Below are 16,029 nucleotides of genomic sequence, written 5' to 3'. Positions count from 1 at the left end.
TGCGGCTGTTGCGGTGCAGGAAGGACGAGACGCGTGGCGCGTCATTGAGTCGAGCACGCCGCGCGCGAAATGGAAGATTCATTTATTGCGGTGGCCGTCCCAATCGATCAACAACTTCGTGCACGATCGGGCCGGCCACTCCTACCGCTTACTCCGTCTGGCTACGCGGCTTCAGCTTGCCCTGGAAGCGCAGCACCGGACGGACCGTCTGCGCTTGCGGCGTCACCGTCATCAGCTGACGCGCGGTGACGGTCGGCGGCATGATCGAGCCGATCGTCGTGGCGCGCGACGGATTCGCGAGGCCCGAGTTCACGAGCATCTTCGCTTCCATCTGCAGGTTGGTCAGCAACACCGGGTCGGTGAATGACCGGCTCTGTGCAAGCAGCTGGCTCCATGCGTTGTCGCCATAGTTGACTACGTAGTAGTCGAGTCCGCTCGGATCCGCGACGACGCCCGAGCATCCGTTCAACCGCACCTGCATCTGCGTATCCGCCAGCGCCACGGTCTTGCGCTTCATCAAGCCATCGCCAAACGCGAGCGTAAGCGGCACCGTCCACTGAATGCCGGGGTACTGGTTCTGGCTCGGATACGGCTGTTGCTTGAGCGTGACAATGGTCTGGTTGGATGTCAGGTCGCACTGCGTGTCGAGCGAAATAAGCGGCACGCCCGTCTGACGCACGTAGCTGTCGCCGATCGCTTCCATCGGCTCGCCGCTCGCTTTCGACAGTTCCTTCCACAGACGCTTGGGCGTGACGTTGCCGAACGAGTAGTCCGTCAGATACGACTGCAGGCCCTTGCGCATCACGTTTTCGCCGAGATAGTTCTCGATCGTCTTCAGCACGATGCCGCCCTTGTCGTACGTGAACGCGCTTGCGCTCAGCACGAAGTCGTTCGACGCCCAGTCGTTGAAGTTCGGCTGGATCGGGAACGCGGTGCTGCGCAAGTCGCGCGACATCACGGCGTACTTGGTCCGCACTTCGTCGACCCAGCTGAAGCGATCGGGGAAGAACAGAATCTTCGTCTTGTTCTCGAAGAACGTCGCGAACGATTCGTTCATCCAGACGTCATCCCACCAGTCGAGCGTGACGAGATCGCCGAACCATTGATGCGCGGCTTCATGCGTGAGCACCGTGACGCCGTAATCGGACATCGTCGTGCCGGGTGCAGGGAGGATGTCGTCCGCGAACTCGAGAATGGCGCCCCAGTTCTCCATGCCGCCGAAGTTCAGGTCCTTCTGCGCCTTGAATGCATCATTCGCGGCAACGGTGTCAAACTTCGTGAGCGGCAGCGGAATGCCGGTGTAGCGGTAGTAGTAGTCGAGCGCCTGCTTGGTTTGTTGCATCGCGGGCACGGCCCAGTCACGCATGCCGGGCGGCGTGAAAATGCGCAGATGCAGGCCCTTGCGATCCGGCAGCGGGCTGGCGAAGTCGTCTTCCAGTGTGTCGAACATGCCGCCGCCGAAGAACAGCAGGTACGACGGCATCGGCGGCGTCTTCTCGAACGACACGCGCTTGTAGCCGCTATCGACGGGAACGGGCGGCAGTTCGGCGGCGTTCGATACGACGCGCCAGTTCTGCGGCACTTCCGCCGACACTTCATAGGTCGGCCGGAATGCGGGCTCGTCCCAGCCCGGGAACCATTGGCGCGCGAGGTTGCTTTCGCCTTGCGTGAGGATCGCGCCGCTCGTCGTGCCGTCGGTCGCCTTCAGGTCGACGCGGAACACGCCTTCCGCTGCGGAGCAACCGGGGTACGGATCGTCGCCGCAGCTGCCGCCGGTTTGCGTCGCTGGGTCGTCATAGGTCTTGAAGTTGATGATGCCGGTCCACTCCATATGCAGCGAGTAGTTGCCGGCGGGAATCTGGCCGCTCGGCGGACGCAGTTGATAGAAGTCGCCGTCGTCCTGCGGCGTCGCGATCAGCTGGATATTGCCCGGCTGCAGGATGATCTTGCCGCTGAGGAACTTGATCCGATGGCCGGCGATTTCGATATGGTTGACGCTTTTCCTGACCTGAATCTCGACGTCCGCGCGACCGTCGAATGCTGACAGGTCGGGGTTCGGACGGAACCATAGCCGGTAGTTGACCGGCTGCACGGTGTCCTGCAGCTCGACGGGCTTTACCGTTTTCTTGATGGTCTTGTCCGCGGCGACCGGCGCGGCCGGTGCGAGCGGGGCAGGTTGCGACGCGGGCGCCCCGGCCGCTGCGCCCACCTGTGCCGCTTTGCTGGCGCCGAGGCCTGCATCGTCTCCTCCACCGCACGCACTCAACGCGAGCGTGCCGGCTAACAACAGGCACTGCATCTTTAACCGAAAATGTGTACGCATTGTTGTTCCCTGTCGGATAAAGCAGCTTTGAAAATGTGGGGCTACGCCTTTCGTCGCTATTGAATAAAAATTGAGAAAAAATCTCTCCTCACGCGCCTGAAGGCGAATGAAAAACGACAATAAAAAGGGCGAACGCGAGCCTCAGCTCGAATTGCCGATATTGCCGTGTTCAAGACGTGAACTTAAGGATCGCTACGGCGTGACTATCTGGCACACGGCGGGGGGGCTACCGTGTGCGAGCAGACTCGCAGGCCGGCTGAGGACGCATGAATTCAAACGCCCTTTCTTCATATGACTACCAGCTTACGATGGCGGTAGATTAGTTGGGCAAACGTTAGCGTGTCAACGGATAGTTACAAAATATTTCGATGCTTTGTTTGAATTATGCTTTGTAAATTATTGGCATTCGATTCGGATTTATTGAAATTGCATTCTTTAACGCATGAGTCCAATTGCATCACTTTCGAAGTGGCACATTCGATAGATTGGACCGCACTTCTCCCGAGTACCATAGGTCATAACTTGACGAGGGCGCGAGGGGGAGACACACATGGAAATGACTCCAGTGACATCCAGTGCGATTCGAGCAGTCGGTTACGATCCCGGCAGTATGCGTATGCGAATACTCTTCCATCAGGGACATTTCTACGACTTTTGCCAAGTTCCAGTGCACGTCTATCGCGGATTGATGAACGCTCACTCGAAAGGCAGTTACTACAACGCACACATCAAAGACAAGTACCCCTGTTAATCGCATTTCGACGGCTAAGCATCACTACTGCCCTGAAGCCATGCGTCCGCGGCCGGTCTTACGACCAGCCCATCAACCGCTGCTTGTATCATTCAAGATAAGTACGGGTCCAGCCTCCGCCGAATACCACCCCAATATGCGCCCCCGTTCCAACCGCCTTCACCGACCCCATCCGCGACCATGACGAAACCCGTGCCCTCTCGATGGAGCTTCGCTTGACGACACCATCACTTCCCGCCGGGCTGATGCTGGTGCATGGCAACCAGCCCGAGCGCCTGCGCGACCTGATGATCGGATGGATCACGCAATATCCGCTGGCGCCGCTGGAAAACGAAGTGATCCTCGTGCAGAGCAACGGCATTGCGCAGTGGCTGAAGCTCGCGTTCGCCGCAGACGCCGTCGATGGCGGTTGCGGCATTTCCGCGGCGCTCGATCTGTCCTTGCCTGCGCGTTTTCTCTGGCAGGTCTATCGCGCCGTACTCGGCAACGACGCGGTGCCGGCCGTCTCGCCGTTCGATAAATCGCGCCTCGTCTGGCGGCTCACGCGTCTGTTGCCCGAGCTGCTCGATCAACCGGACTACGCACCGCTCAAGCGCTTCATGGCGCATGACGACGACCAGCGCAAGCGGTTCCAGCTGGCGCAGCGCGTCGCGGATCTGTTCGACCAGTACCAGGTCTATCGTGCGGACTGGCTCGCACAATGGGCCGCAGGCAACGACGTGCTGATCGACGCGCGCGACGGCCGCACGCCGCTGCCGGATGAGCATCGCTGGCAGGCGGCGTTGTGGCGCGCGCTGCTCGACGACGTCGCCACGCACGGCCGCGTCGGCCGTGTCGGCCTCTCCGCATCGACGGCCGGCCGCGCCGCCGTGCATGAAGCGTTCATGCAGCACGCCGCCGCGCTGCCCGAAGGCAAGCGGCCGAAGGGTTTGCCGCAGCGGGTCATCGTGTTCGGTATTTCGAGTCTGCCGCGGCAATCGCTGGAAGTGCTTGCTGCCCTGGCCCGCTTCACGCAGGTGCTGATGTGCGTGCACAACCCTTGCGCGCACTATTGGGCGGACATCGTCGCCGATCAGGACTTGCTGCGCGCCGAACGCAAACGCCAGCATCGCCGCGCCGGCACACCGGCGATCGTCAACGAAGCGGAACTGCACTTGTACGCGCATCCGCTGCTCGCCGCATGGGGCAAGCAGGGCCGCGACTTTATCGGCCTGCTCGACGAATACGATAGCGATACCGCGCGCGACAGCTATGCGTCGCGCTTTGCGAACATCGGCCAGCGCATCGATCTGTTCGAAGCCGAAGGCACGGAGACGATGCTGCAGCAGTTGCAGGACGATATTCGCGATCTGCGGCCGCTCAAGGAAACACGCGAGTCGTGGCCCGAGGTCGATCCGCACGCGGACCACTCGATCCGCTTCCACGTTGCACACAGCGCGCAGCGCGAAGTCGAGATTCTGCACGACCAGCTGCTGGCCGCCTTTGCTGACGATCCAACGCTGCGTCCGCGCGACGTCATCGTGATGGTGCCCGACATCGAAGCCTACACGCCGCATATCCAGGCCGTGTTCGGCCTGCTCGACGCGAGTGATCCGCGTTATATCCCGTTCAGCGTCGCGGACCGCGGTCAACGCGACTTCGATCCGCTGCTCGGCGCGCTCGAAACGCTGCTCGCGCTGCCGCAATCGCGCGTGACCGTCAGCGACGTGCTCGATCTGCTCGAAGTACCCGCATTGCGCGAACGCTTCGAGATTGCCGAAGACGATTTGCCGAAGCTGCACAACTGGATCGGCGGCGCGAATATCCGCTGGGGATTGCATGGCGAGCAGCGCGCGAGTCTCGACTTGCCGAAAGCCGGCAACGACGATGCGCCGAATAGCTGGGCGTTCGGCTTGCGCCGGATGATGCTCGGCTATGCGGTTGGCGACAAGTCGGACGCCTGGCGCGACATCGAGCCGTACGCGGAGATCGGCGGCCTCGATGCGGCCTTGTTAGGGCCGTTGACGCGCCTGATCGACGCGCTCGACGACACATGGAAAACGCTGCGTACGCCCGCCACTGTCGACGAATGGTGCAAGCGTCTGCGCGAACTCAAGAACACGTTCTTCGCGCCGGTCGATAGCGACGACGCGTACACGCTCGGCCGTCTCGACAACGCACTCGAAGCATGGCGCGACGCATGCGACGATGCGGCGTTGGCCGGCGAGCTGCCGTTGTCGATCGTCGCGGACCACTGGCTGTCGCAACTCGAGGAAGGCAGTCTGTCGCAGCGCTTTTTCGCGGGCGCCGTCACCTTCGCGACGCTGATGCCGATGCGCGCGATTCCATTTCGCCGCGTCTGTCTGCTCGGCATGAACGATGGCGACTATCCGCGCACGCAAACGCCGCTCGACTTTGACCTGATGCGGCAAAACTACCGGCCCGGCGATCGGTCGCGCCGCGAGGATGATCGTTATCTGTTCCTCGAAGCGCTGCTGTCGGCGCGCGAGCATCTGCATGTGTCGTGGGTCGGCCGCAGTGTGACGGATAACACGCCCCGTCCGCCGTCGGTGCTGGTCGGGCAGTTGCGCGAGCATCTGGCGGGCGGCTGGCGTCTCGACGGCGACGAAAGCGGCAAGCCGCATGCGTTGCTCGATGAGCTGACTGTCGTTCACCGGTTGCAGCCGTTCAGCGCCGATTACTTCCCCACCGATCCGGATGGGTCGAAGCTGTTCACGTTCGCGGACGAATGGCGAGCCACGACGGTTGCAGATACAACGAAAGTTGATTTGTCCACCACGCTGTTGCCACCGCTTGAACGCGATGAACCGCTATCCATACGCGAGCTTGCGGACTTTTTGAGGGATCCGGTCAAGTCCTTCTTCCGTCAGCGCCTACGCGTCGCGTTCGAAACCGACGCGATGGCAAGCGAAAACGATGAACCGTTCGATCTCGACGGCTTGCGGTCCTGGCAATTGCAAAACGAGTTGATCCGCGCACAAACCGCGGCACTCGAACGCGGCGACGAAGATTTGACGTCCGCGGCGCAGGCCCGGCTCACGCGCATGCACCGCAGCGGCGATCTCGCGACCGGCGGCTTCGGCGAACTGCTCGGCAACGAACTGATGGAGCCGATGCCGGACCTGTTCGAACGTTACAGGGCAGCGCTCGCGCGTTGGCCGCACATGCTTGACGAACAACAGCACGAACTGTTGGTCGAGGATGTAATAGACGAGCGCGTGCGCTCGATGGATGACTGGATCGGTGACGTGCGCACGAATGAGGACGGTGCGCTCGGCCGCGTGGTTCTTGAAGCCAGCACGCTCATCAAGGACAACAAATATCGACGCGACAGAATGATTGCGCATTGGGTCGCCCATCTGGCCGCGCAGGTGGCGGTGGGGCCGTTGACGACGGTTGTCGTCAGCAAGATAGGCAGCGTCGAACTGGCGCCGCTGGCGGAAGCAGACGCTCGCGCGCATCTGCTCGCGTTGCTGCGCGCATGGGATGATGGCATGCGCCGGCCGTTGCCGCTCGCGGTCAATACTGCGTTTGCATGGCTAGGCAAGCGGACGCCGGAGCCCGGCGCCGATCAACCGGAGGCACGGGACGCCGCCCGCGCTGCGTATGACGGCACGTCGTGGCAGCCGGGCGAGCGCGATATGAATGCGTATGTGTATCGCGTGTACCCGGACTTCGATGCGCTAACCGCGAGCGGCGAATTCGAACGATTCGCGGTCGAACTGCTGCTGCCGCTCCATCTTGCGATTCCATCGACCACCCGGCAGAAGAACAGCGCGAAAGATGACGGAGAGGCTCAATGAGCGAGAATCTGGCGAACTCCGCCGCGACCGCTGAGGCACTCGATCCGCTGCGGTTTCCGTTGCGCGGCAGCAGCCTCATCGAGGCGAGCGCGGGCACCGGCAAGACCTTCACCATCGCGATGCTGTACGTGCGTCTCGTGCTTGGGCACGGCGGCGGCGACGACAACGACACCACCGCGCGTGCGTTGACGCCGCCGGAGATTCTCGTCGTCACATTCACAGATGCGGCAACGAAAGAACTGCGCGAGCGGATTCGCGCACGTCTCGTGGAAGCGGCGGACTATTTCCGCGCGGAGCAGGACGAGGTCGACGCCGAGCGTCCCGCTGGCGAAGACCTGCTGCACGACTTGCGCGCCGGCTATGCGCCCGAAGACTGGCCCGGATGCGCGCGCCGGCTGCAACTGGCGGCCGAATGGATGGACGAGGCCGCCGTTTCGACGATTCACGGCTGGTGTAACCGCATGCTCAGCGAGCACGCTTTCGATAGCGACAGCCTGTTCTCGCAAACGCTCGAAACGGATCAAAGCGCGCTGCACGCGGAAGTCGTGCGCGATTACTGGCGAACGTTTCTGACGCCGCTCGATGCGGAGTCGGCTTATGAAGTGCGTCAATGGTTTGCGAGTCCGCATGATTTGCAGTTAAAGGTCGCGCGCCTACTCCCTCACGAAGACCTGTTGCCGCAACCGTTGGCGCCTGAGTTCACGCTAAAGGAAGCCCGCGAAAAGCAACGCGCGCAGCTTGCCAGCCTGAAAAAGAACTGGACGACGTGGTGCGACGAACTTCAGGCGATCCTTGATGAAGCGCGCGACAAGAAACAGTTCAACGCACAGCGCCTGAATCGCGCGAACTGTCAGGCGTGGCTCGACAAGCTGCGCGCATGGGCCGAAGATCCGTTGATGGCCAGACCTGCGTTCGACGATAAGGCGGCCGTATGGACCCGCCTAACGCACGCCGGGCTTGCGGAAATCTGGAAGGTCGGCGATCCGCCGACGCATCCGGCACTGACTGCAATGGAAGCCTTGCCCGCAGCACTCGCGGCACAACCGACCGCTTACTACGATCTGCTGTGCCACGCAGCGCACTGGGTCGCACGGCGCTTCTCCGTCGAGGAGAAGAAACGCTCGCAAATGGGCTTCGACGATCTGCTGACGCGTCTGCGCGACGCGTTGCGCGCGCCAAACGGCGAGCGCCTCGCCGACATCATCCGCAAGCAATACCCGGTCGCGCTGATCGACGAGTTCCAGGACACGGACCCGGTGCAGTACGAAATCTTCGACGCCGTCTATCGGATTGAAGAGAACGACGCGGCGACGGCGATCATCCTGATCGGCGATCCGAAGCAGGCGATTTACGCGTTTCGCGGCGCGGACATCTACACGTACCTCGCGGCGCGCCGCGCATGCGCGGGCCGGCTCTTTACGCTCAAGAAGAATTTTCGCTCGACAGTCGCGATGGTGAGCGCGGTCAATCGCTGCTTTGAAGCGGCCGAGGCGCGGCCGGATGCACCGGGCGCGTTCCTGTTCCGCGATCCCGACAACGGAGAGAATCCGTTGCCGTTCGTCGCCGCCGATGCGCAAGGCCGCGATGAAGCGCTTCAGATGGAAGGCCGCGAATTGCCTGCGCTCAACGCCTGGTGGATGCCACCGGTTCAAAGCGGCATATCGCTAAGCAAGGACGCCTACATGCGCGGCATGGCCGCGAGTTGCGCATCGGAGATGGTGCGTCTGTTGAACGCCGGCCAGGCAGACAATGCGGGATTTGTTAGTGCGCGCGGCTTCACGCCGCTGCAACCCGCGCATATGGCGGTGCTCGTCAACAACGGCGAAGAGGCGCGCGCGATCCGCACGGCGCTTGCCGAACGCGGCGTACGCAGCGTGTATCTGTCGGACCGCGATTCGGTGTTCCAGACCGAGCAGGCGATCGAATTGCGTCATTGGCTCGCCGCCTGCGCGGAACCCGACGACGGCCGCCTCGTGCGCGCCGCGCTCGCCACGACGACGCTCGGGCTCGATTGGGCCGACCTCGATGCGCTGACGCACGATGAAATCGCGTGGGAAACGCGTGTGCTGCAGTTTCGCGGCTACCGCGATAGCTGGCGCAGCAAGGGCGTGCTGCCGATGCTGCGTCAGTTGCTGCACGATTTTCACGTGCCGCAGCGGCTGATCGGACGCACGGCGGGCGCGCCGGTGAACGGCGAGCGCGTGCTGACGAATCTGCTTCATCTGGCCGAGCTCTTGCAGCAGGCGAGCACGCAACTCGACGGCGAGCACGCGCTGATTCGTTACGTCGACGAAGAACTCGCGGATCAAGCCGGCGGTGCGGGCGGCGACGCGCGGCAGATCCGGCTCGAAAGCGACGCGGGCCTCGTGCAGGTGGTGACGATTCATAAATCGAAAGGGCTCGAATATCCGCTCGTGTTTCTGCCGTTTGCCGGCAACTACCGGCCGGCCAATGCGAAAGACATGCCGCTCAAATGGCACGACGACGCGGGCCAACTGCATGTGACGCTCGATGACTTGAACGTCTTGCCACAGGTTGATCGCGAGCGGCTGGGCGAAGATCTGCGCAAACTCTATGTCGCGCTTACGCGTGCGCGATACGCGACATGGGTGGGGATTGCGCCTATCGCGAGCATCGAACTGAGCGCGCTGGGGTATTTGCTCTCCGGTGGCAATGCGATCGTGCCGGACGCGCTCGGCGAATTGCTCGAACATCTGCGTGAGGGCAATGCGGATATCAGCGTGGCTGAAGCGCCGGCGCCGCGCAATGAGATATTCGTGTCGCGTGACTCGCATGCTGTGCGCGGTGCGGCGCGGACGTTGTCGCGCGTGGTGCGTGAACACTGGTGGATTGCCAGTTATTCGAGCTTGCGCAAGGTCGACGGTGTAATTGGCGGTGTTGCCGCCGCGGAACCTGCTGTGAGCCCCTATGCCGCGGCCGGCACGGGCGAGCAGCATCCGGCGCCGGACACGCGTGGTCAGGACGTCTATCAGGAACTCGCGGGCGCCGAGACGCCGGACGAGTCTTCCGAAGCCGCCTGGGAACGAGCGCAGGCATCGACGAGCGACCATGCGAGTGCGCAGATCGATCAGACGCTGCATGCTCTTCCACGCGGCGCGGATGCCGGTACCTTCATCCATGAGTTGATGGAGTGGGCCGCGAACGAAGGTTTTGCCGAAATCGTCGATCAACCGGAGAAACTACGCGACACGATTGCGCGCCGCTGCAGTGTGCGCGGCTGGGAGCGGTGGATCAAGCCGTTGTCCGACTGGTTGCTGCATCTGTTGAAAGAGCCGCTGCGAATTTCGTCAGTATCGTCGGTCGCTGGCGGAAAACCGGTTGGGCCCGTCACGCTTGCCGCGTTGAAGACGTATGTGCCCGAAATGGAGTTTTGGGTCGCGACGCATAACGTCAATGCGCAAGCGCTTGATCGCATGGTCTGCGAGATGACGCTCGATGGAGCGGCACGTCCCGCTTTGGAGCCTGCACAGTTGAACGGGATGCTGAAAGGCTTTATCGATCTCGTGTTTGAGCACGACGGCCGCTTCTATGTTGCGGACTACAAGTCGAACTGGCTCGGCCCCGATAACGCCGCGTATACGCCGGCGAAGATGCGCGCGCAGATCCTGCATTCGCGCTACGAACTGCAGTACGTGTTGTATCTGTTCGCGCTGCATCGGCTGTTGAAGACGCGTCTGCCTGATTATGACTATGACCGGCACGTCGGCGGTGCGGTGTATCTGTTTCTGCGCGGCAGTCATGCGCAAAGCCAGGGGCTGCATGTCGACCGGCCGCCGCGCGAGTTGATTGAGCAACTGGATGCGCTCTTTGCTAAACGTGCGGATGGGATGGAATTGGCGGGAGAGATCGCATGACGAAAGCCCGTGTCACTGGGTCCAGAAAAGCCCGTGACGATACCACTGGCGATTTGTTTGCCGGGCTCGATGATGCGGCGACGCCTCGCGTATCCGCCGAGGTTGTCGAAGTTGGCGAGATCACCAATGTGCACTCGATGCTCGGCGTGCTCGACGACTGGGTGAAGCGCGGCTGGCTGCGACCGCTCGATGCGGCGTTCGCGCGTTTTCTCGCGCGTGAATCGTCGGACGTCGCGCCGTTGGTGATTCTCGCCGCCGCATTGGCCAGCCATCAGCTCGGCCGTGGACACGCGTGTCTCGATCTGCACGCGGCGTTAAATGATCCGACGTTCGTGTTGTCTCTTCCACCCGATGATGTGATCGAGCGGATTATCGATGCGCCGATGCGCTCGCCTGCCGATTTGCTCGCCGGCGTCACGCTCGAGCATTGGCTCGCTGCACTCGATCACGCGGCGCTTGTCGATGCGGGAGCAGGCAATACGCCACTCGTGCTTGTTGGGACGCGTCTTTACCTGCGGCGGTATTGGCAATACGAACAGGATGTGTGTGCCGGTATCGAACGCCGATTGCGTATGTCGCAAGCGCAGGCTGCCGCGCTGGATACGGATGCGGTACGGGCTACGCTCGATACGCTGTTTCCGCCGCCGCGGAACGCGGAAAAGCGCGGCGCGGACTGGCAGAAGCTCGCGTGCGCGCTGGCTGCGCGTAGTGCGTTCAGCATCATCACCGGTGGTCCGGGGACGGGGAAGACGACGACGGTCGTGCGATTGCTTGCGCTGTTGCAGGCGATTGCGTTGGGTGAGGGTAAGGGCGTGGGCGTTAGTGCTGGTGCTGGTGCTGACGCCGCTGCGGCAACGCGGCGCATTCGACCGTTGCGGATCAAGCTCGCTGCGCCGACCGGCAAGGCTGCTGCGCGGTTGAATGAATCCATCGCAGGCGCGATTGCGAGCTTGCCCATCGATAGCCTGGCTCGCGGCGCGGACGTACTCGCATCGATTCCAACCGTCGTCATGACACTGCATCGCGTGCTAGGGACGCGCCCGGATAGCCGCCGCTTTCGCCATGACGCGCGCAATCCGCTGCCAGTCGATGTGCTGGTGATCGATGAAGCGTCGATGGTCGATCTGGAGATGATGGCCGCTGTGCTCGAAGCATTGCCGCCGTCAGCGCGATTGGTATTGCTTGGCGACAAGGATCAGCTTGCGTCCGTCGAGGCGGGCGCGGTGCTTGGCGAATTGTGCGAACGCGCAGCTGGCGGCCACTACACGCCGCAAACGCGCGACTGGTTGCAGGCGGCGACGGGAGAGCGCATTGATGAAGCGATGCTCGACGAGCACGGCACCGCGCTGGACCAGGCGATCGCGATGCTGCGGCACAGCCACCGGTTTTCCGCGGCGAGCGGAATCGGCGAGTTGGCGCAGCGGGTAAATGAAGGGGACGCGGCAGGCGTCGAGCGAGTGTTGGGTGAATCTCGCGCAGATCTCGGATTGCTGGCTTGTTCAGCGGGTAACGACGCGGCGTTCAAGGCGCTTGTTATCGATGGGCAGGTTGGGGGCGAAATTGTTGGCCGGCGTGCGGCTTCGACTTCAGGCTCGTCGCCGGCGGCGCGGCATGGCTATCGTCATTATCTCGAGACGATGCGCGGCGGCGAGCCCGCTCACGACGCCGATCCCGCCACATTCGCGGCATGGGCAGCGAATGTACTGGCCGCTCACGACGCATTCCAGATCTTATGTGCAGTACGCCGCGGCCCATGGGGCGTCGATGGACTCAACAAGCGGATAGCGCGACTGCTGCATGAAGAAGGCCTGATCGATGCGCACGGCGAATGGTATGCGGGCCGGCCGGTGCTCGTCACCCGCAACGACTACGACCTCGGGCTGATGAATGGCGACATCGGCATCACGCTTGCTGTGCCGGGCGAGGCGAACGGGCGTGGCGCGTTGCGTGTGGCGTTCCCTTCCGGCGATGGGTCGGGTGGGATCAAGTGGGTGTTGCCGAGCCGGTTGCAGGCCGTTGAAACCGTGTTTGCGTTGACCGTGCACAAGTCGCAAGGGTCGGAGTTTGCGCATGCGGCACTGGTGCTGCCGGATTCGTTTAGTCCGATTCTCACGCGCGAGCTCGTGTACACGGGCGTCACGCGGGCCAGGACGTTTTTGACGCTCGCGGTACCGGAAGGAAAGGCCGTATTGGAACAAGCGGTGACGGCAAAGGTGCAGCGGGCGAGCGGACTGCTGGCGGCATTCGAGACACGCGACCCGACCGCCGGCTCCACGTACTAACCGCGATAGTGATATTTCGAGCCATCGCGGGCCGCCGGCGCCATGTACGCGACAAGCAAGAATCGCCGGAACCTTTACGCCGTCCGGCGTGATGCCACACACGCACGATTTCGATCGACGCACCCCGTCTTGATCCCATCCTGTCATCTCGTTCGTCCGGTGCCGTCGCCAAACTCAGCGATGCCCCGAGACTGAATTTGAGCACTCGCGCACCCGTATCACATCGATATCTCTTAACAACCTCCCCGGTTGACACGTGTATCTCGAAAACCATCTCGGGTCTAATCGTCGCAGCTTCGACGTTGGCCTATGCCTCGGCACGATTGATGGTGGCAAACGGGTATTCCAGTCCATACGGAATCCTTCTCATCGGCTCAATGTCGCTTTGAGTATGTCGGCGCGACGCGTGACCACTGCCGGATCCATCGATTCCAGCGTCGAAGCACTGGTTTCCACACAAGAACGCGGGGCCTGGATCAAACCCGGCGACGTCATTGTCAGCGTGACAAGTCAGCCATTTCCGCACATCTCGTTGCGGCTCGACTTCCGAATCTGACGACTCCGTCGTACCGCGCTGTCGGAGAGAGATACGATGTTCGCCAGAATACGCGCAGATTTTTCGGCATCCGCCGCCATTGCAGGACTGATCGCCCTTGTCGCAACGTATAGCGGCCCGGTACTGATCGTCGTGCAGGCAGCGCAGGCGGGGCATCTCTCGCACAATCTGCTGTCCACCTGGATATGGGCGGTCTCCATCGGCGCCGGTCTACTCGGTCTTTGGCTCAGCCTGCGGCACACCATGCCCGTGATCGGCGCATGGTCGACACCTGGCGTCGCCTTGTTGATCACGGGCCTTGCTCACTATCCGTTCACCGATGTAGTCGGCTGCTATCTGGTGGTGTCGATTATCGTCGCGGCGCTGGGACTGTCCGGCCTCTTCACGCGATTGATCGAGCATCTGCCAGCACATCTGCTCTCCGCGATGATCGCCGGCGTGCTCTTCGAATTCTGCGCAGGCATTTTCCGATCGATTGAATCGACGCCCGCCGTCGTCTTGCCCGTCGTCGTCGTGTACGTCGTCTGCCGGCGAGTCATCCCGCGCTATGCGGTCGCGCTCGCGCTGCTGGCCGGCGTGATCGTCGCGCTTCCAGGCGCTCATCTCAGCCGGCATGGGCTCGACCTCAGCATCGTGACGCCCGAGCCCACCCTTCCCACTGTTTCCGCGGAATCGCTGATCGGCCTGGGCTTGCCGCTGCTTCTGCTCGCGCTTACCCAATACGCGACATCGATCCATATTCTTCGTAGCGCGGGATACGCGATCTCGCCACGATCGGTAGTGGGGGCAAGTGGGCTGATGTCCATCCCGCTGTCCCTTTTCGGGAACTCCGGCATCAACCCGGCGGCAATCGTCGGTGCGATGTGTGCGAGCCCGGAGTGTCACGAGGACCCGCGGCGCCGATACATTTCGGGCGTCGTCTGCGGCATCGGCTATCTGTGCATCGGCGTGTTCGGCGCATCCGTCGTCGCACTCTTTGCCCAATTGCCTGACGGCCTCACCAGCACCCTTGCGGGCCTCGCGCTGCTCGGCACGCTCGTCTCCAGCCTCTCGTCAGCTGTCGCAAACGAAAAGCATCGGGAATCGTCCGTCATCACGTTCGTGGTGACGGTGTCCGGCATGTCGTTCTTCGGTCTCGGGTCTGCACTGTGGGGACTCGTTGCCGGCGTGGTTTTCTCACTTGCCCTTGCGAAGAAGCCGGCTTTGACCCCGGTGGCGCCGTCGAAAAGCGAAGCCGCGGCGGTTCAATCAGAACGCACGTGACCGTGCCATATCGCACCGCACCTCGAAACGGATGACGTTCCAGACATCATGCCAAATGAGACCAGGTGGGTCGTCAAAATCGGCAGTGCCCTTCTTACCAGCGACGGCAAGGGGCTTGACCATCGGGCGCTTGCCCGATGGGCGGACGAGATGGCCGAACTGCATCATGCGGGTCTGGAAATCGTCATCGTCTCGTCCGGCGCAGTGGCCGAAGGCATGAGCCGGCTCGGATGGTGCAGGACGCCGCGCGATATTTCCGCTTTGCAGGCCGCGGCCGCGATCGGCCAGATGGGTCTGATGCATGCATACGAAACGAGCTTCCGGGCTCGGCGGATCTGCGCGGCCCAGGTTCTGCTCACCCATGAAGATTTCGCGAGCCGCCAGCGGTATCTGAATGTGCAGGCCACGCTGCGCAAGCTTGTCCAGATGCGCGCGATGGCCGTCATCAACGAGAACGATACGGTCAGCACCGAGGAAATCCGCTTCGGCGACAACGACATGCTGGCCGCGCTCGTCGCCAACATGGTCGCGGCCGACCGCCTTGTGATTCTGACGGACCAGGCCGGTCTGCTGTGCGGCGATCCCAGGACCGAGCCGCGCGCCGGATTGATCAGCGAGGCCTGCGTGGACGACGACGCTCTTCTCGGTATCGCCGGCGGCGTTGCGGCAGCTGGATCAAGTGCTGGCGGGATGTTGAGCAAGGTCAAATCCGCAAGACTATTCGCGCTGTCCGGTGGCATCACGACCCTCGCATGCGGGCATATCGACGGCGTGCTCGGAAAGATTCGATCTGGCGTCGCTGTCGGCACAGAGTTGCGTCCTGGCCGACAACGCCTTGTCGAAACCGACCGTTGGCTCGCTGGGCAGCTCGTCACACACGGCACGATCGTGCTCGATGCTGAAGCCGCGGACGCGGTCGTGCGGCGCCACCGGGGCGTGCGCCCCAATGGTGTCCTGCGGGTGCGCGGCACGTTCGAACGAGATGAAGTCATCGAGATCACCGATCCGCATGAACGCGTGCTGGCGAAGGGTATCAGCAATTACAGCGCACGGGAGATGAGTCGCATCGTTGACCGCTGGAGTGCATCTGCGCACGCCGCCCCGCCCGATCAACACGTTACCGAGTTGGTGAATCGCGGAAACATCGTTCTGGACTTTTACAACAGGAGGACATAA

Annotated in this window: 8 protein-coding genes; 7 read left to right on the top strand and 1 reads right to left on the bottom strand. The window is 62.4% G+C overall.

Annotated features, from left to right (window positions below; all coding sequences use genetic code 11):
• Positions 1–148: 148 nt before the first annotated feature.
• A complete protein-coding gene (locus HV675_RS21515; protein WP_175113115.1) occupies positions 149–2,323 on the bottom strand; it encodes a M1 family metallopeptidase in 2,175 nt (724 codons plus the stop codon).
• Between the two features lie 550 nt (positions 2,324–2,873).
• Between HV675_RS21515 and HV675_RS21510 the strand changes: the two genes are divergently transcribed.
• From HV675_RS21510 to proB, 7 genes are all read left to right on the top strand, one after another.
• Complete coding sequence (locus HV675_RS21510) at positions 2,874–3,074, top strand: KTSC domain-containing protein (protein ID WP_175113114.1); 201 nt, start codon at positions 2,874–2,876, stop codon at positions 3,072–3,074.
• A gap of 215 nt (positions 3,075–3,289) precedes the next feature.
• A complete protein-coding gene (recC, locus tag HV675_RS21505) occupies positions 3,290–6,877 on the top strand; it encodes an exodeoxyribonuclease V subunit gamma (protein WP_246270458.1) in 3,588 nt (1,195 codons plus the stop codon).
• On the top strand, positions 6,874–10,752 hold the full coding sequence (recB, locus tag HV675_RS21500) for an exodeoxyribonuclease V subunit beta (RefSeq protein WP_175113112.1): 3,879 nt from the start codon (positions 6,874–6,876) through the stop codon (positions 10,750–10,752). Before recC ends, recB begins: the two co-directional genes overlap by 4 nt.
• On the top strand, positions 10,749–13,034 hold the full coding sequence (recD, locus tag HV675_RS21495) for an exodeoxyribonuclease V subunit alpha (protein ID WP_246270457.1): 2,286 nt from the start codon (positions 10,749–10,751) through the stop codon (positions 13,032–13,034). The genes recB and recD overlap by 4 nt, the downstream gene beginning before the upstream one ends.
• Positions 13,035–13,290: 256 nt before the next feature.
• The gene (locus HV675_RS21490) at positions 13,291–13,590 is read left to right on the top strand and encodes a hypothetical protein (RefSeq protein ID WP_175113111.1); all 300 of its coding nucleotides are present in this window, start codon (positions 13,291–13,293) and stop codon (positions 13,588–13,590) included.
• Between the two features lie 36 nt (positions 13,591–13,626).
• Complete coding sequence (locus HV675_RS21485; protein WP_175113110.1) at positions 13,627–14,853, top strand: benzoate/H(+) symporter BenE family transporter; 1,227 nt, start codon at positions 13,627–13,629, stop codon at positions 14,851–14,853.
• 48 nt (positions 14,854–14,901) lie between these two features.
• Complete coding sequence (gene proB, locus HV675_RS21480; protein ID WP_175113109.1) at positions 14,902–16,029, top strand: glutamate 5-kinase; 1,128 nt, start codon at positions 14,902–14,904, stop codon at positions 16,027–16,029.

The organism is Paraburkholderia solisilvae (genome assembly GCF_902859875.1).
GTDB classification, from domain to species: domain Bacteria; phylum Pseudomonadota; class Gammaproteobacteria; order Burkholderiales; family Burkholderiaceae; genus Paraburkholderia; species Paraburkholderia solisilvae.
Note: the sequence above shows the minus strand (reverse complement) of the source record. Positions and strands in the feature narration are given on the sequence as shown.